The organism is Amycolatopsis sp. NPDC051758 (genome assembly GCF_044453095.1).
Taxonomy (GTDB): domain Bacteria; phylum Actinomycetota; class Actinomycetes; order Mycobacteriales; family Pseudonocardiaceae; genus Amycolatopsis.
This window is the reverse complement of the sequence record NZ_JBITCJ010000028.1, coordinates 10,432-26,020: the sequence shown is the minus strand read 5'-3', so window position 1 is coordinate 26,020 and position 15,589 is coordinate 10,432. Positions and strand designations below refer to the sequence as shown.

15 protein-coding genes are annotated in these 15,589 nt (G+C 71.6%); 11 read left to right on the top strand and 4 right to left on the bottom strand.

All coding sequences use genetic code 11. The annotated features are described in order from the left end of the window. Positions 1–41: 41 nt before the first annotated feature. Positions 42–1,145, bottom strand: coding sequence for a branched-chain amino acid aminotransferase (locus tag ACIA5G_RS53210; protein ID WP_395938137.1), 1,104 nt, complete (start codon positions 1,143–1,145; stop codon positions 42–44). 187 nt (positions 1,146–1,332) lie between these two features. On the opposite strand from ACIA5G_RS53210, the gene ACIA5G_RS53205 reads away from it, so the two are divergent. Continuing rightward, positions 1,333–1,635: a hypothetical protein gene (locus ACIA5G_RS53205; RefSeq protein WP_395938135.1), complete on the top strand. Its 303-nt coding sequence runs from the start codon at positions 1,333–1,335 to the stop codon at positions 1,633–1,635. Here the strand turns inward: ACIA5G_RS53205 and ACIA5G_RS53200 are convergent. Continuing rightward, positions 1,616–2,266 (bottom strand): DUF402 domain-containing protein, encoded by a 651-nt coding sequence (locus ACIA5G_RS53200; protein ID WP_395938133.1) that lies wholly within the window; start codon positions 2,264–2,266, stop codon positions 1,616–1,618. The genes ACIA5G_RS53205 and ACIA5G_RS53200 overlap by 20 nt on opposite strands. Beyond that, positions 2,259–3,107 carry a hypothetical protein gene (locus ACIA5G_RS53195; protein WP_395938131.1) on the bottom strand — a complete coding sequence of 283 codons (849 nt, stop codon included), beginning with the start codon at positions 3,105–3,107 and terminating at the stop codon, positions 2,259–2,261. The genes ACIA5G_RS53200 and ACIA5G_RS53195 overlap by 8 nt, the downstream gene beginning before the upstream one ends. A gap of 110 nt (positions 3,108–3,217) precedes the next feature. Here ACIA5G_RS53195 and ACIA5G_RS53190 point away from each other — a divergent pair, with 110 nt between their 5' ends. The 5 genes from ACIA5G_RS53190 to ACIA5G_RS53170 all read left to right on the top strand — a co-directional run bounded on the left by ACIA5G_RS53190 (position 3,218) and on the right by ACIA5G_RS53170 (position 9,348). Then, positions 3,218–4,717, top strand: coding sequence for a leucyl aminopeptidase (locus ACIA5G_RS53190; protein ID WP_395938129.1), 1,500 nt, complete (start codon positions 3,218–3,220; stop codon positions 4,715–4,717). Between the two features lie 131 nt (positions 4,718–4,848). Next, positions 4,849–6,819, top strand: a complete 1,971-nt coding sequence (locus tag ACIA5G_RS53185; RefSeq protein ID WP_395938127.1) for a TRAP transporter permease — start codon at positions 4,849–4,851, stop codon at positions 6,817–6,819. Further along, the gene (locus ACIA5G_RS53180) at positions 6,816–7,793 is read left to right on the top strand and encodes a TAXI family TRAP transporter solute-binding subunit (RefSeq protein WP_395938125.1); all 978 of its coding nucleotides are present in this window, start codon (positions 6,816–6,818) and stop codon (positions 7,791–7,793) included. Before ACIA5G_RS53185 ends, ACIA5G_RS53180 begins: the two co-directional genes overlap by 4 nt. 9 nt (positions 7,794–7,802) lie before the next feature. Continuing rightward, positions 7,803–8,885 (top strand): SMI1/KNR4 family protein, encoded by a 1,083-nt coding sequence (locus ACIA5G_RS53175; RefSeq protein ID WP_395938123.1) that lies wholly within the window; start codon positions 7,803–7,805, stop codon positions 8,883–8,885. A 10-nt stretch (positions 8,886–8,895) separates the two neighbouring features. Beyond that, positions 8,896–9,348 (top strand): GNAT family N-acetyltransferase, encoded by a 453-nt coding sequence (locus tag ACIA5G_RS53170; RefSeq protein ID WP_395938121.1) that lies wholly within the window; start codon positions 8,896–8,898, stop codon positions 9,346–9,348. Here the strand turns inward: ACIA5G_RS53170 and ACIA5G_RS53165 are convergent. Continuing rightward, entirely contained in the window at positions 9,345–9,689 is a 345-nt protein-coding gene (locus tag ACIA5G_RS53165) for an oxidoreductase (RefSeq protein ID WP_395938119.1), read from the bottom strand. The genes ACIA5G_RS53170 and ACIA5G_RS53165 overlap by 4 nt on opposite strands. 182 nt (positions 9,690–9,871) lie before the next feature. On the opposite strand from ACIA5G_RS53165, the gene lpdA reads away from it, so the two are divergent. The 5 genes from lpdA to lipB all read left to right on the top strand — a co-directional run bounded on the left by lpdA (position 9,872) and on the right by lipB (position 15,419). After that, positions 9,872–11,245: a dihydrolipoyl dehydrogenase gene (lpdA, locus tag ACIA5G_RS53160; RefSeq protein WP_395938117.1), complete on the top strand. Its 1,374-nt coding sequence runs from the start codon at positions 9,872–9,874 to the stop codon at positions 11,243–11,245. Between the two features lie 56 nt (positions 11,246–11,301). Then, positions 11,302–13,086, top strand: a complete 1,785-nt coding sequence (sucB, locus tag ACIA5G_RS53155; protein WP_395938115.1) for a 2-oxoglutarate dehydrogenase, E2 component, dihydrolipoamide succinyltransferase — start codon at positions 11,302–11,304, stop codon at positions 13,084–13,086. A gap of 97 nt (positions 13,087–13,183) precedes the next feature. Then, complete coding sequence (locus ACIA5G_RS53150) at positions 13,184–14,059, top strand: TIGR01777 family oxidoreductase (RefSeq protein ID WP_395938113.1); 876 nt, start codon at positions 13,184–13,186, stop codon at positions 14,057–14,059. Next, the gene (locus ACIA5G_RS53145) at positions 14,056–14,679 is read left to right on the top strand and encodes a phosphatase PAP2 family protein (RefSeq protein WP_395938111.1); all 624 of its coding nucleotides are present in this window, start codon (positions 14,056–14,058) and stop codon (positions 14,677–14,679) included. The genes ACIA5G_RS53150 and ACIA5G_RS53145 overlap by 4 nt, the downstream gene beginning before the upstream one ends. Next, entirely contained in the window at positions 14,676–15,419 is a 744-nt protein-coding gene (gene lipB / locus ACIA5G_RS53140; RefSeq protein ID WP_395938109.1) for a lipoyl(octanoyl) transferase LipB, read from the top strand. Before ACIA5G_RS53145 ends, lipB begins: the two co-directional genes overlap by 4 nt. The last annotated feature ends 170 nt before the right edge of the window (positions 15,420–15,589 follow it).

The following is a 15,589-nucleotide window of genomic DNA, read 5'->3' as shown; positions in this document are numbered from 1 at the left end:
GTGCACCCTCCCCATGAGGGTGCCCTTCACGGCGTTGAACCTCAGGCGAGCTTGACCATCCAGTGGTCCTGGTCGGGGCGGGTGCCCTCCTGGATGCCGGTCAGCTCCTCGCGCAGCTTCATCGTCAGGGCACCCGGCTGCCCGTCGGCGATGGTGAACTCGCCGTTCGCGTGCTTGACGTGGCCGACCGGCGTGATCACCGCCGCGGTGCCGCAGGCGAACGTCTCGGTCAGCTCACCGGACGCCGACGCCTTCTCCCACTCGTCCGTGGAGATCCGGCGTTCCTCGACCTTGTACCCGAGCCGCGAAGCGAGCTGCAGCAGCGACTTGCGGGTGACGCCGGGCAGCAGCGAGCCGGTCAGCTCCGGTGTGACCACCCGGGCGTTCTCGCCGGAGCCGAAGACGAAGAACAGGTTCATCCCGCCCATCTCCTCGACCCAGCGCCGCTCCACCGCGTCGAGCCAGACCACCTGGTCGCAGCCCTTCTCGACGGCCTGCGCCTGCGCCACGAACGACGCCGCGTAGTTGCCGGCGCACTTCGCGGCCCCGGTGCCGCCGGGCGCCGCGCGCACGTATTCGGTCGACAGCCAGACGCTCACCGGCTTCACGCCACCGGCGAAGTACGACCCGGCGGGGGACGCGATGACCGTGTAGACGTAGTCGGCGGCCGGGCTGTTGACCCCGAGCCCGGTGGACGTCGAGATCATGAACGGCCGCAGGTAGAGGGAATCACCCTGACGGGTGGGCACCCACCGGCTGTCGACGGCGATGAGCTCGCGCAGCGACTCGATGAAGACGTCTTCCGGCAGCTGCGGCATGGCGAGCCGCTCGGCCGACTGCTGGAACCGCGCGGCGTTGGCGTCCGGGCGGAACGACGCGATCGAGCCGTCCGGCTGGCGGTAGGCTTTGAGACCCTCGAAGATGGCCTGGCCGTAGTGCAGCACCGAGGTCGCCGGGTCGAGGGTGAACGGGGCGTACGGGCCGACCTGCGCGTCGTGCCAGCCCTCGGCCTTCGACCACTTGACGGTGACCATGTGGTCGGTGAAGTAGGTGCCGAAACCAGGAGCGCCGAGTACCTCCGCGACACGGTCCGCGCTCGCAGGACTCGGGTGCGGGACGTGGGCGAACTGCGTCGTGGTCGTCATGGCTCGACGATACCGCTTGGTCGGAAGCGCGTTAGTCGGATGTCCCACTGTTCCGGGCGGTCCGCGCTCGCGCTGTAACCGATGAGCCTTATTCAGCCGTCGCCCGGCGCCAAGGTCACCAAAGCCGGCAAACCCACGGTCCGTTGCGCCGTGCTAGCCCAAATAAGACTCACACTAGGATGAAGGCGTGACCTTCCACTCAACTGAGCCGGTCCCCCGGCCCAAGACCGGCGGGGCCGACGTCAAGACGTTCGTCACCGCGGTGCTGCTGACCTTCGGCGTCGGCCTGCTCGGCCTGGTCGGCTGGGCGGTGCTGAGCAGCGGCTTCGGCGGCTTCCTCGGCCTGGTCGGCGGGGTGTTCGCCGTCGTGTGGTGGCGGAGCATCCACGGCAAGGTGGTGTTCCCGAAGGTGATCCCGACGAAGTCGGTCGTGATCCTCGCGGTGGTCAACGCCGTGCTGGCGCTGATCCTCATCCTGACCGCGGGCTGAGCCCGGCCAGCAGCTCCGCGGGCAGCTCGGGCGCCGGCCAGGCCGGGTCCGGGCGGAAGTCGGTGTCCGTGCCGTCGAACGGGTAGGCGCCGCGCTCGGCCAGCGCGCCGATCCGCTCGCCTTCCGCGCGCAGCCGGTCGAGCTGGTCCCGCGTCAGCCGGCCGGCGTCGAGCGCGACCTCGGCCTCGTCTTCGTCGTCCCAGCGCCAGGTGCCGTCCCGGTCGACGACGACGTCGAGCACGCCGTCGATGCGGTCCACCCCCGCCGAGTTCCGGCCGAGCGGGACCTCGAGGTTGACGTACCAGTTCGTGAAGCGGCCTTCGGCGTCGAAGAACCACCACACCGACGACCATTCGTCTTCGGCGATGCGGCGCAGCGTGGACGTGCGGTGCCAGAAGTCCGGCACCGGCACCCGCGGGATGCGGAACCGCTGGTCCAGGGGCGCGTCCGCCATGTGCCGGCCGTCGGCGAGCCGGCTGCCGACGATCGGGGTGCCCGCCGGGATCCAGCCGAGCAGGACGCGGCCGTCGTCGGCGAGCACACGCAGCGGGTGGATCTGGCCGATCGAGCCGTCCGGCCGGTGGAACCGCTCGATCACGGTCGCGCCGGGGCGCCAGCGTCGATCACTCACGCGATCCACTGTACCTGCGCGCGCGTACGCCCAGTAGCAGCTCGATCACGGTTGCCAGCCCCGCGACGACCAGAACCGGCAGGGCGGGCAGGAAGTACGCGGCCACCGCGGCGACGACCAGACCGGCGAGCCCGGGTGTCCCGGTCCGCTCCCGGACCTCGGCCCCGGCGGCGAGCGCGGGCACCACGGTGGCGACCACGGCCACGACGGTGAGCAGTGGCTGCAGCGAGTCCGCGTCGACGGCGGAAAGCAGGTCGCGCAACGACGTCAGCGACAGCCCGAGCCGGACGGCGCCGAGCTGGTACAGCGCGGCGAAGGCGGCCAGGACGGCGACCGCGCCGAGCAACAGCACACGCAGGCCCGCGTTTTCGCGGCCCGTGGGCCGCAGGAACGGCAGCGTCACGACGGCGGCGACGAGCACGCCGGCAAAATCCGGCACCTGGAGACCGCCGCCGGCCGTCGACACCGGCGTCACCGCGACGCACAGCGCGACCAGCACCAGCCCCGCGGCGAGCAGCAGCCCGCCCGCGACGCGCCCGACGATCGTCGGGATCTTCAACCCGGCGAACCCCGCGCCGGTCACCACGACGACGAACACCGCTGCGGCGAGTTCGCGGTGGGCCGGGAAGACGTAGGCGCCGAACGCGATCGCGTAGATCGTCACCTCGGACAGCCGCGCGACGGCCACCACGACCCGGTCGACCAGGGCGTCCCCGGGTTCGGGCACCCGCGCCGTCACGCCCGCGACGACCGCCGCCAGCACCAGCCCGGCCAGCAGCCACCAGCCCGCGCCCGCCGCCCCGGCGGCCAGCGCCACCAGCAACCCACCGCCCAGCCGCACGCGGCCCTCCCTCTCCCGCCGTTCACCCGTGGTCCGGTCGTCATTAGCATGGCTCACGATCCCGGCCGGGCCGGCGCCCGGTACCACCGAGAACGCGCGAGGAGCCAGAAGTGACCGTGCCTAAGCTCGCCCTGTCCGACAACACCGGGGAGGCACTGGCCAAGACGCGCGCCGACGTGGTCGTCATCGGCACCCTGCAGGGCGAGGACGGCCCGGTGCTCGCGGCCGGCGCCGCCGCCGTGGACGCCGCCTTCGACGGCCGCCTCGCCGGCCTGCTCGCCACGCTCGGCGCGAGCGGCAAGGCCGAAGAGGTCGTCAAGATCCCGACGCTGGGCAAGCTGCCCGCCGGTGTTGTGCTGGCCGTCGGCCTGGGCAAGGAGGGCGCCGCCGTCACCCCCGAGCAGGTCCGCCGCGCCGCCGGCGCCGCCGGTCGCGCGCTGGCCGGCACCGACCGCGCGTTCGTCACGCTGTCGGAGCTCGACCTGCAGGCCGCCGTCGAGGGCACGATCCTCGGCTCGTACGTCTTCACCGCGTACCGCTCGGAGAAGGGTGACGCCCCGGTCGCGAAGGCCGACTTCGCGACCCCGTCCGACGGCACCGCCCGCGAGCACAAGGCGACGCTAAAGGCGGCGAGCTCCATCGCCGAGGCCGTCCTCACCGCCCGCGACCTGATCAACACCCCGCCGAACGACCTCTACCCGGCCTCCTTCGCCGACCGCGCGAAGAAGCTGGCCGAGGACAACGGCCTCGAGTTCGAGGTCCTCGACGAGAAGGCCCTCAAGCGTAAGGGCTTCGGCGGCATCCTCGGCGTCGGCGGCGGCTCCTCGCGCCAGCCGCGCCTGGTGCGTCTCGCCTACAAGCCGGCCAAGGCCGCGAAGAAGGTCGCGCTGGTCGGCAAGGGCATCACGTTCGACTCGGGCGGCATCTCGCTCAAGCCCGCCGCGAACATGGACCACATGACCTCGGACATGTCCGGCGCCGCCGGCGTGCTCGCTTCGGTCGTCCTGGCCGCGAAGCTGAAGTACCCGCTCGAGGTCGTCGCGCACATCCCGCTGGCGGAGAACCTGCCGTCCGGGACGTCATACCGGCCCGGCGACGTGCTGACGATGTACGGCGGCAAGACCGTCGAGGTGCTCAACACCGACGCCGAGGGCCGGCTCGTGCTGGTCGACGCGATGGTGCGCGCCGCCGAGGAGAACCCGGACTACCTGATCGAGACCTCGACGCTGACCGGCGCCCAGGTCGTCGCGCTCGGCAACCGCACCGCCGGCGTGATGGGGTCGGAGGACTTCCGCGACCGCGTCGCCGGGATCATGCAGGCCACCGGCGAGAACGGCTGGGCGATGCCGCTGCCGGAGGAGCTGCGCGCCGACCTCGACTCGCGCCTGGCCGACCTCGCCAACGTGACGGGCCACCGCTGGGGCGGCATGCTCGCGGCGGGCATCTTCCTGCGGGAGTTCGTCGCCGACGGCCTCGACTGGGTCCACATCGACATCGCGGGCCCGTCGTTCAACACGGGTTCGCCGTGGGGCTACACCGGCAAGGGCGGCACCGGCGTCCCGGTCCGCACGATCGCCGCGGTGCTGGCGGACATCGCCGCCAACGGCTGAGAAACGGTTCGCCCGAAGGGGCTCCCGCCACGGCGGGGGCCCCTTCGGCGTTTCCGGCGAGCGTGATCCAAATGCCGCTTTCGGTGTGATCCGCGACACCGTACGGTGTCACCATCGCGAAGGGGGCAGTGATGACCCAACCGACCCAACCGGTCGAAGAGGACACGCCCGCCGCGATCGCCGCCGAGCACGACGAGGAACGGCCGGCGCGGCAGCTCCCGCGGGTGCCCGACCGCATCGTCTACTTCGTCGCGCTCGCCGTCGCCGTGCTGGTGCTCAAGCAGGTCTTCTTCCCGTTCGCCAAGGGCAACCAGTTCTACCTGGTGCTCTTCCTCGGCACGACGCTGCCGCTGGTGTTCCTCTGCTACCGCCCGCACCGGCGCGCCGCCGACGTTCCCGGCTGGACGGACTGGGCGCTCGCCGTGGTCGCGCTGGCCGTCGGCCTCTACCCCGTGCTGTCCGGGTACGACGCCTTCCTCGACCGGCAGGGAATCCTGTCACCACTGGACATCGTGGCCGGCGCGCTGCTGCTCGTGCTGATCCTCGAAGCCACCCGCCGCACCACCGGGCTGGTGCTGCCGATCGTCTGCCTGCTCTTCCTCGCCTACGCCTACTACGGCGGCTACCTCCCGCAGAACTGGGGCATCGCGCACGCCGGCATCGACTTCAGCCAGATCGTCAACGCCCTCTTCAACGACGCGAGCGGCTTCTACGGCACCCCGCTGGACGTCGCGGCCAGCTACATCGTGCTGTTCACCCTCTACGGCGCGGTGCTCAACGCCTCCGGCGCCGGGCAGTTCTTCGTCGACATCTCGTTCGCCGCCTTCCAGAAGTCCCGGACCGCACCGGGAAGAACCACTGTGCTGTCGGGCTTCCTGCTCGGCACGGTCTCCGGTTCGGGCACCGCGACCGCGGTCAGCCTCGGCTCGATCACCTGGCCGATCCTGAAGAAAGCCAACTACCCCAGGGAAAACGCGGGCGGGCTGCTCGCCGCGTCCGGGATCGGGGCGATCCTTTCGCCGCCGACGCTGGGCGCCGCCGCGTTCATCATCGCCGAGTACCTGCAGACGTCGTACCTGACCGTGCTGATCTGGGCGACCGTGCCGACGCTGCTCTACTACCTCGGCATCGTCTTCGCGATGGAGGCCGACGCGCGCCGGTTCAAGGCCGAGCCGGTCGACGTCCCGCGCGGTGACCCGGGGAAGCTGCTGCTGACCGGCGGTTACCACTTCCTGTCGCTGGCGATCATCGTGGTGTTCCTGGCTCTGGACATCCCGCCGTTCGCCGCGGTCGTCTACGCCACCGGGGTCGCCGCGCTGTTCGCGCTGATCGCCCGCCGCCGCGACGTCCGCGGCTGGGCCAAGGACATGGTCGACGCGCTGTCGGCCGGGGTGCGCGGGGCGCTGCCGGTGATCGCGGTGTGCGCCGCGGCCGGCGTGATCACTTCGACCATCACCAAGACCGGCCTCGGCCTCGAGCTCGCGGACGCGCTGGTCGAACTGGCCGGCGCGCTCACCGACAACGGCACGGTGATCCTGATCCTGACCGTGCTGCTCTCGGCCGTCGCGGTCGGTGTGCTCGGGCTCGCGGTGCCGGTGACGGCGAGCTTCATCATCGCCTGGGTGGTGATCGGCCCGGCCCTGGAGACGCTGGGGGTGGCCGACGCCGAGCGCGCGATGTTCATCTTCTACTACGCCGTGCTTTCCGAGGTCACCCCGCCGACGGCGCTCGCCGCGGTGGCGTCGGCCGCGATCACCGGCGGGTCGGTCCTCGGCACCATGTGGCAGTGCTGGAAGTACACCCTGCCGGCGTTCCTGGTGCCGATCGCCTTTGTGCTCACCGACAACGGCGCCGCGCTGCTGCTGGAGTCCGACGCCCTGACCGTGCTGTGGGTGGCGGCGGTCTCCGCGGTGGCCGTCGGCGCGCTGGCGGTGGTGACCGGCGGCTGGCTGTTCGGGCCGGTCCGCCTGCCGGTGCGGCTGCTGTTCGTCCCGGCCGCCCTGTGCCTGCTCTACCTGGAACCGGTGCCGATCGCGGTCGGCGCCGCGTTCGCCGTTGCCGCCGTGCTCGCCCACGCCGTGCTCAAGAGGAGGACAGCATGAAACGCGTTTTCGCCGCTGCCGCGGTACTCGCTCTGACCGTCACCGGCTGCGGCGGGAAACAGCAGGCCGACCAGCCCGCCCCGGGTGGGACGGCGCAGTCCTGCGAGGCCGGCGAAGGCCGGATCACCATCGCCACCGGCAACAGCGGCGGGGTGTACTACGTGCTGGGCGGCGGGCTCGCCCAGCTGATCAGCAACAACACGAAGCTGCGGGCGACGGCGGCGGAGACCGGCGCGTCGGTGCAGAACATCCAGCAGCTCGTCGCGGGCAACTACGACATCGCGTTCTCGCTGGCGGACACCGCGGCGGACGCGGTGAACGGCAAGGGCTCCTTCGACGGCAAGCCGCAGAAGGTCCAGGCGCTGTCCCGGATCTACCCGAACTCGACGCAGGTGCTGGTCCGGGCGGACGCGGGTATCAACTCCGTCGCGGACATGAAGGGCAAGCGGATCTCGACGGGCTCGCCGAAGTCGGGCACCGAGGTGATCGCGAACCGCCTGCTGCAGGCCGCGGGCCTCAAGCCGGACACCGACGTCCAGGCCCAGCGGCTGGACCTGGCCAAGACGGCGGACGGCATGAAGTCCGGCACGCTCGACGGGCTCGTCTGGTCCGGCGGCCTGCCGACCGCGCAGATCACCGACATCACGACGGCGCTCAAGGACAAGGTGAAGTTCCTCGACATCACGCCGTTGCTGCCGGCGCTGAAGCAGGTCAACCCGGTCTACGACCAGGCCGTGATCCCGAAGGCGACCTACGGCCAGCCGGCGGACGTGCCGACGGTCGTGGTGCCCAACCTGCTGCTGGTGCGCGAGGACTTCCCGGCCGCCAACGCGTGCGCGCTCACGAAGCTGATCTTCGACAAGCAGGCCGACCTGGCGAAGGTCCACCCGGCGGCGAAGGAGATGACGAAGCAGCTGGCGACGCAGACCGACCCGGTCCCGCTGCACCCGGGGGCGAAGCAAGCGCTCGGTTAGGGTCGGGGCGTGGATGCCGGCGAGTACCTCGAGACGGCGGTCCGGGACGTCCTGACCGGCGCCGAACCGGGTCTCGACGACCAGGTCGGCTACGCCGCGCTGCTGCTCGCCGTCACCGGCGCGCTCGACGAGGCCGACCGGCTGGCCGGGCAGTGGCTGACCCGCGCGGAACGCCCGGTGACCGCATTGGCGGCGGCCCCGGTGCGGGCGCGCGCGTGGGCGATGCTCTTCGAAGCCCGCGGCGGCCGTCCGGAGTGGGCGGCGGGCCTGGCACCCCTCGATCTCGACGCCGAAGAACGCGCGCACACGGCTTTCCTGCGGAAGCCGGTCTCCGACCTGGACGGCGTCCTCCTGCCGGGGCCGGTCGCCGAGGTGGTCAAGCACGTCGCGCCGGCCCGTCCGGACCGCGTCCGCACGGCGCTCGCCGAGGGCGACCTCACGCGGTGGGCATCGCTGGCCGGGCCGCAGCCGGACGTGGCGACGCTGGCGGCGACGCGCGCGCTGGCCCCGGCGCTGGTGGCCGGCGTCGACCCGCTGGGCCTGCGCGACTGGACCCCGGCCTGCGCCGGTGCGCTGATCGCGGCCTTGCACGAGCGGTACCCGGCGGACTCGGGCACCTGGCCGCAGCTGGTCGCGGAGATCATGCGGCTGCGCGGCGACGCCCCGGCGGACCCACGCGCGGCCGGCCCGCTCCCGCACGGCGACACCACAGCGACCGGCCGGGCAGAGCCGCCGCTCGACCCCACACGGCCGGCCCGCTCGCTCCTGCGCGGCCGGGCCACCCTCCCGCCCCCGGCGTCGGAAGCGGCGATCCGCTCGGCGGAGCTGCGGCTGGGCGTCGAACTGCCGGAGGACTTCCGCGAATTCCTGCGCACCTGTGACGGCCTGCCCGCCGATGTCGTCTTCCCGCGCCTGCTCGGCACCGCCGACCTGCGGGCCGAAGGCGGCGTGGTGATCCTCGCCGAACCAGCGGTGCTGCTGCTCTCGGCGTCGCACGTGGTCGAGGTGGACCCGGTGCTCGGCACCACGGTCCACCCGTCGTTCCGCGCGGCGCTGGTCAAGCACGCCACCCTGCTCGCCCAGGCAGGCTAGCTTGGTCCGGGTGACCACCCTCACCGTGGAGAAGATCACCCCGGACAACGTCGCCGCCGCGTGCCAGCTGGCCGTCGAGCCGCACCAGAAGGACTTCGTCGCGCCGGTCGCCGTCTCGCTCGCCGAGGCCTACACCCAGCCGGAGATCGCCTGGCCGCGGCTGATCCTCGACGACGGCGAACCGGTCGCCTTCGTCATGGGCGGGTTCCACCCGGAGGCGGAGCTCGACTTCTTCCGCTGCGGGATCTGGCGCCTCAACGTCGGCGCCGGGGTCCAGGGCCGCGGCCACGGCCGGTTCGCCGTCGAAACGGTCCTCGAAGAGGCACGGCGGCGGGGTGAAAAGACCGCCACGGTGCTGTGGATCCCGGCCGAGGGCGGCCCGGAGGAGTTCTACCTCAAGCTGGGCTTCCGCCCCACCGGCCAGACCTTCAACGGCGAGGTCGTCGGCCGGGTCGAGCTCTAGACCTGGCCGCGCTTCTTCCGCTCGGTGTACTCGCGCATCCGCTTCGGGTAGCCGACCCGGGCGACCTCGTAGACCGGGATCGACCGGCGGTGGCCGAACTGCTGCGCCGATTCGAGGCTGGCGATGCGGCGGCGGGTCCATTCACCGTCGTGGGCGATCAACACCACAGTGGTCTCGGTGACGTTCGTCTTCGGCTCGACGAAGGCCTCGACACCCCGGCGCGAAGCCGCCCATTCTTCGAGGTGCCGGGTATCGTCGGAGCTGGCTTTCCGCAGCGTGCCGGCCTTCTGACCGCCCTTGGCACGCCTGCGCAGCGAGTCGAACAGGCCCACCGCGACCACCTTCCCTCCCGAGACTTTCCCTGCTCATTATCCCGGACTCCGCGTGTGGTCGGTGTCGCACACCCGGCTAGCTCGCAGCCTCCTCCGGCGTAGTGACAAGATGGCGGGTGTCGCGCGCGCGGTTATACCGGGCACAGGCGACGACAGAGCACCACCCCACTGCTTGCCGAGGAGTTATTGAAGTGACCGACACCTCCGCCGACCTCGTGATCCTGGGAGGCGGATCGGGCGGCTACGCCGCGGCGTTCCGCGCGGCCGAGCTGGGCCTTTCCGTCACGTTGATCGAGAAGGACAAGCTCGGCGGGACCTGCCTCCACCGGGGCTGCATCCCGACCAAGGCCCTGCTGCACGCAGCCGAGGTCGCCGACGAAACCCGCGAAGCCGAGGCGGTCGGCGTCAAGGCCGTCTTCGAGGGCATCGACATCGCCGGGGTCAACAAGTACAAGGACGGGATCGTCTCCCGGCTGTACAAGGGCCTGCAGGGCCTGGCCAAGGCGCACAAGGTGAACCTCGTCGAGGGCAGCGGCACGTTCGTCGGCGGCACGACCGTCGAGGTGGACGGCACCCGCTACACCGGCAAGAACGTCATCCTCGCCACCGGCTCGTACTCCCGCACGCTGCCCGGCCTCGAGCTCGGCGGCCGCGTCATCGCCAGCGAGCAGGCCCTCGCCCTCGACTACGTCCCCAAGAAGGTCGTCGTCCTGGGCGGCGGCGTGATCGGTGTCGAGTTCGCCAGCGTCTGGGCCTCCTTCGGCGTCGACGTCACCATCGTCGAGGCGCTGCCGCGGCTGGTCCCGAACGAGGACGAGTTCGCCTCCAAGCAGCTCGAGCGCGCGTTCCGGCGTCGCAAGATCGCCTTCAAGACCGGCGTCCGGTTCACCGGCGCGAAGCAGGACGACAACGGCGTGAGCGTCTCCCTCGAGTCGGGCGAGACCCTCGAAGCCGACCTGCTGCTGGTCGCCGTCGGCCGCGGCCCGAACTCGGCCGGCCACGGGTACGAGGAGGCCGGCGTCAAGATCGAGCGCGGCTTCGTCCTCACCGACGACCGGCTGCGCACCAACCTGCCGAACGTCTACGCCGTCGGCGACATCGTCCCCGGCCTGCAGCTCGCGCACCGCGGCTTCCAGCAGGGCATCTTCGTCGCCGAGGAGATCGCCGGGCAGAGCCCGCGCGTGATCGACGAGAGCGGCATCCCGCGGGTCACCTACTCGCACCCGGAGGTCGCGTCGGTCGGGCTGACCGAGTCGCAGGCCAAGGAGAAGTACGGCTCGGACGTCACGACGTTCACCTACGACCTCGGCGGCAACGGCAAGAGCCAGATCCTGAAGACTTCCGGCGGGGTCAAGCTGGTCAAGGCGCCGGACGGGCCCGTCGTGGGTGTACACATGGTGGGCGACCGCGTCGGCGAACTGATCGGCGAAGCGCAGCTGATCTACAGCTGGGAGGCCTTCCCCGAGGACGTCGCCCCGCTCATCCACGCGCACCCCACCCAGACCGAGGCCCTCGGTGAAGCGTTCCTTGCCCTGGCCGGCAAGCCGCTGCACGTGCACAGCTGACGTCTCACCAGCAGAATCCAGACCACGCAGAATCTTGAAAGAGGAGTCAGCGAACGATGGCCTACTCCGTCACACTGCCGGAGCTCGGGGAGAGCGTCACCGAAGGCACCGTCACCCGGTGGCTTAAGCAGGAGGGCGACACCGTCGAGGTCGACGAGCCGTTGCTCGAGATCTCGACCGACAAGGTCGACACCGAGGTGCCCTCCCCGGTGGCGGGCACGGTCGTGAAGATCAGCGCCCAGGAGGACGAGACCGTCGAGGTCGGCGGCGAGCTCGCCGTGATCGACGACGGTTCCGGCGGCGGCGCCGAGTCTTCCGCCCCGGCGCAGGAAGAGCAGAAGTCCGAGCCGGAGCCCGAGCCGGAGACCCAGCCGGAGTCGACGCCTGAGCCGCAGGCCCAGGACAGCGCGCCGAGCAAGCCGGACACCGCGCCGGCCGCGGGTGGCGAAGGCACCGAGGTGAAGCTGCCCGAGCTGGGCGAGAGCGTCACCGAGGGCACCGTCACGCGGTGGCTGAAGCAGGTCGGCGACTCGGTCGAGGTCGACGAGCCGCTGCTCGAGATCTCCACCGACAAGGTCGACACCGAGGTGCCGTCGCCGGTGGCCGGCACGGTGCTGGAGATCCGCGCGGGCGAGGACGAGACCGTCGAGGTCGGCGGCGTCCTGGCCGTGATCGGCGACGCGAACGCCGCGCCGAAGGCCGAGGAGAAGCAGCCGGAGCCGAAGCCCGAGCCCAAGCCGGAACCGAAGCCGGAGCCCAAGCCCGAGCCGGTCCAGGAGGCCAAGCCCGAGCCGAAGCCGGAACCGAAGCCCGAGCCCAAGGCCGAGCCCGCTCCCGCCGCGGCGTCGAAGGACGGTTCGGCGGACGGCCCGTACGTCACGCCGCTGGTGCGCAAGCTGGCCACGGAGCACGGCATCGACCTCACGTCGCTGACCGGCAGCGGGGTCGGCGGCCGGATCCGCAAGCAGGACGTCTTGGCCGCGGCCGAGGAGAAGCAGAAGGCCGCGGCCGCTCCGGCGCCCGCTGCCGCTGCCCCGGCGGCGCAGGCCCCGGCGGCTTCCGCCCCGGCCGCTGCCCAGCGCCCGACGGCCGTCTCGGTCTCCCCGGAGGTCCAGGCGCTGCGCGGCACCGTGCAGAAGGCCAGCCGGATCCGCCAGATCACGGCCACCAAGACCCGCGAGTCGCTGCAGATCGCCGCGCAGCTCACGCAGGTCCAGGAAGTGGACGTGACCAAGATCGCCAAGCTGCGTCAGCGGGCGAAGGGTGCCTTCAAGGAGCGCGAGGGTGTCAACCTGACGTTCCTGCCGTTCTTCGCGAAGGCGACCGTCGAGGCGCTGAAGCAGCACGCGAACGTCAACGCGTCCTACAACGAGGACACGAAGGAGATCACCTACCACGGCGCCGTGCACCTGGGCATCGCGGTGGACACCGAGCGCGGCCTGCTCTCGGTCGTGATCCACGACGCCGGCGAGCTGAGCCTGGCCGGTCTCGCGCACCGCATCGCCGACCTGGCGGGCCGCGCGCGGGCCAACCAGATCAAGCCCGACGAGCTGTCCGGCGGCACGTTCTCCATCACCAACATCGGCAGCGTCGGCGCCCTGTTCGACACGCCGATCATCGTGCAGCCGCAGTCCGGCATCCTCGGCACCGGCGCGGTTGTCAAGCGCCCGGTGGTCGCCACCGACGCCGACGGCAACGACACCATCGCCATCCGGTCGATGGCGTACCTCCCGCTGACCTACGACCACCGCCTGGTGGACGGAGCCGACGCGGGCCGCTTCCTGATGACGATCAAGCAGCGTCTGGAAGAGGGCAACTTCGAGGACGAGCTCGGCCTCTGAGCACACCCTGACGAAGGCCGCCACGGGAGACCGTGGCGGCCTTCGCCGTTTCCGGGCCGGAGGTGCGGGCACGCGCGCGATACGCGACGATCGACGCATGCGAGTACTCATCGCCGGAGCGAGCGGCTTGATCGGGTCGGCGCTGGGCGAACGCCTGCGGCGCGACGGGCACGAAGAGCGCAAGCTGGTGCGCCGCGAAGCGCGCGGTGATGGTGAGTTCCGGTGGGACCCGCCGTCCGGCACCATCGCGAACGGCGCCTTCGAAGGTGTCGACGCCGTGGTGAACCTGGGTGGCAAGCCGCTGTTCCCCGGCCGGTGGAGCGCGATGCGCAAGCAGGAGCTCATCGACAGCCGGATCGAGCCGACCGAGGTGCTTTCCGAGGCCGTTGCCGAACACGGTGTCGGTGTGCTCGTCAACGCCTCCGCCGTCGGGTACTACGGCAACGCCGGATCGTCCACTGTGGACGAGTCCGCGCCGCGCGGGCAGGGTTTCCTGGCCGAGCTGTGCGAGTCATGGGAAGCGGCGACGGCGAGCGCCGGCGACACGCGCGTCGTGAACATCCGGACCGGGCTGGTGCTTTCGGCGAAGGGCGGGCTGTACCGCACACTCCGCCCGCTCTTCCAGCTGTGCCTGGGCGGGCGGCTCGGCGACGGCCGCCAGTTCATGCCGTGGATCGCCCTGGAGGATGAGGTTGGCGCGATCGTGCACACCCTCACCCACGACGACCTGTCCGGTCCGGTCAACCTGACCGGGCCCGGGCCGGTGACCAACGCCGACTTCACCAAGGCGGTCGGGCACGCGCTGCACCGGCCCGCGCCGTGGTGGGTGCCGGGGATCGCGCTCAAGACCGTGCTCGGCCAGGCCGGCGAGGAGATGGCGCTGTTCGGGCAGCGCGCCGTCCCGGCCGCGCTGGAGCGGTCCGGTTACGAGTTCCGGCACCCGACGCTGGACAGCGCGCTCGCCGCCGCATGACCGTTCCGCTGCAACGCTGGCTGGTCGTCGGCGTGGTGCTCTTCGCCGCGTTCATCGTGCTCGGGCTGTCCGTCGCGCGGCAGCCGCTCTTCCTCGACGTCGAGGTGGCGGACGCCCTGCACGGTGTCTACACGCAGCCGCTCGGGCGGGTCGCCCAGGCCGGGAGCGACGTCCTCGGCCCGGTGCTCCCCTTCGTGCTCGGCACGGCGCTGGTGGCGCTGGCCCTGCGCCGCCGCGAGCACCTCGGCCTGTGCGTCAAGCTCGCCGTCGTGCTGGTGCTGTGCCGGCTGACCAGCCTGGTGTTCAAGCCGGTCTTCCTGCGTGAACGCCCCCGCGACTACCCGGACCTGAGTTACCCGAGCGGGCACGTGACGTCGGTGGCGAGCACCGGGTTCGTCCTGCTCCTGCTGTGCGCGTGGCTGTGGCCGCGGCTGGTGAAGCGGGTCGCGGTGGCCGTCGTGGCGGCCACCGTGCTGATCGCCGTCTTCCGCGTGCTGCTGGGTGTGCACTGGGTCACCGACACGATCGGCGCAGTGCTGGCGGTGACCGGTGTCGGCCTGCTCTCAGCCAGTGCCTTGCGCCTGCTTCCGGCGGGTGACGGGCGTAGCCTCGACGGGTGAGTTCTTCCCGCACTTCCTGCCGCGCCAGCACCGAGCCCGTCGACGTCCGGGAGCTCGGCACGATCGACTACACCGAAGCCTGGGAGCTCCAGCGGAGCAGTCTCACCGCCCGGGCCGACGGCACGGCCGGCGACACGATGCTCCTGCTGCAGCACCCGTCGGTGTACACCGCGGGCAAGCGCACCGAGCCGGCCGACCGCCCGACCGACGGCACCCCGGTGATCGACGTCGACCGCGGCGGCAAGATCACCTGGCACGGCCCCGGCCAGCTGGTCGGCTACCCGATCGTGAAGCTCGCCGACCCGATCGACGTCGTGCACTACGTGCGGCGGCTCGAAGAGGCGCTGATCCACGTGTGCGACCAGCTGGGTGTGCACAGCGGCCGCGTCGAAGGCCGCAGCGGCGTGTGGATCCCCGCCGACGAGCGCGGCATCGAGCGCAAGATCGCCGCGATCGGCATCCGCGTCCAGCGCGGCGTGACGATGCACGGCTTCGAGCTGAACTGCAACGCCGACCTGGCGGCGTTCGACAGCATCGTCCCGTGCGGCATCCGCGACGCGGGCGTGACGTCGCTGTCGTACGAGCTGCAGCGGGACGTCAGCGTCGAAGCAGTGCTGCCGCTGGCGCGCGACGCCGTCCTCGCGGCTCTCGAAGGCGAGCTGCCGGTGAGCGAAGACCGCTGGCTCCCGCGTCCCGAGGCCCCGAAGGCCGCGGGCGTCACCTTCGCCCTCCAGAACTGACCCAAACGCCCCAATGTGGCATTGGGTGCGTCCACCGCACCCAATGTGGCGGTGGGGGGGGGGGGGGGCCCCCACCCCCCCCCGGGGGGGGGGGGGGGGGGGGGGGGGGGGGGTGGGGGGGGGCCGGCCGGGGTCCACCACACCCAAATAGTGTGGGGTATTTGCGGCGC

Coding starts and splice junctions, on each gene's coding strand:
- ACIA5G_RS53210 (WP_395938137.1), bottom strand. CDS start 1,145: ATGACGACCACGACGCAGTTCGCCCACGTCCCGCACCCGAGTCCTGCG.
- ACIA5G_RS53185 (WP_395938127.1), top strand. CDS start 4,849: ATGACCCAACCGACCCAACCGGTCGAAGAGGACACGCCCGCCGCGATC.
- ACIA5G_RS53180 (WP_395938125.1), top strand. CDS start 6,816: ATGAAACGCGTTTTCGCCGCTGCCGCGGTACTCGCTCTGACCGTCACC.
- sucB (WP_395938115.1), top strand. CDS start 11,302: ATGGCCTACTCCGTCACACTGCCGGAGCTCGGGGAGAGCGTCACCGAA.
- ACIA5G_RS53150 (WP_395938113.1), top strand. CDS start 13,184: ATGCGAGTACTCATCGCCGGAGCGAGCGGCTTGATCGGGTCGGCGCTG.
- ACIA5G_RS53145 (WP_395938111.1), top strand. CDS start 14,056: ATGACCGTTCCGCTGCAACGCTGGCTGGTCGTCGGCGTGGTGCTCTTC.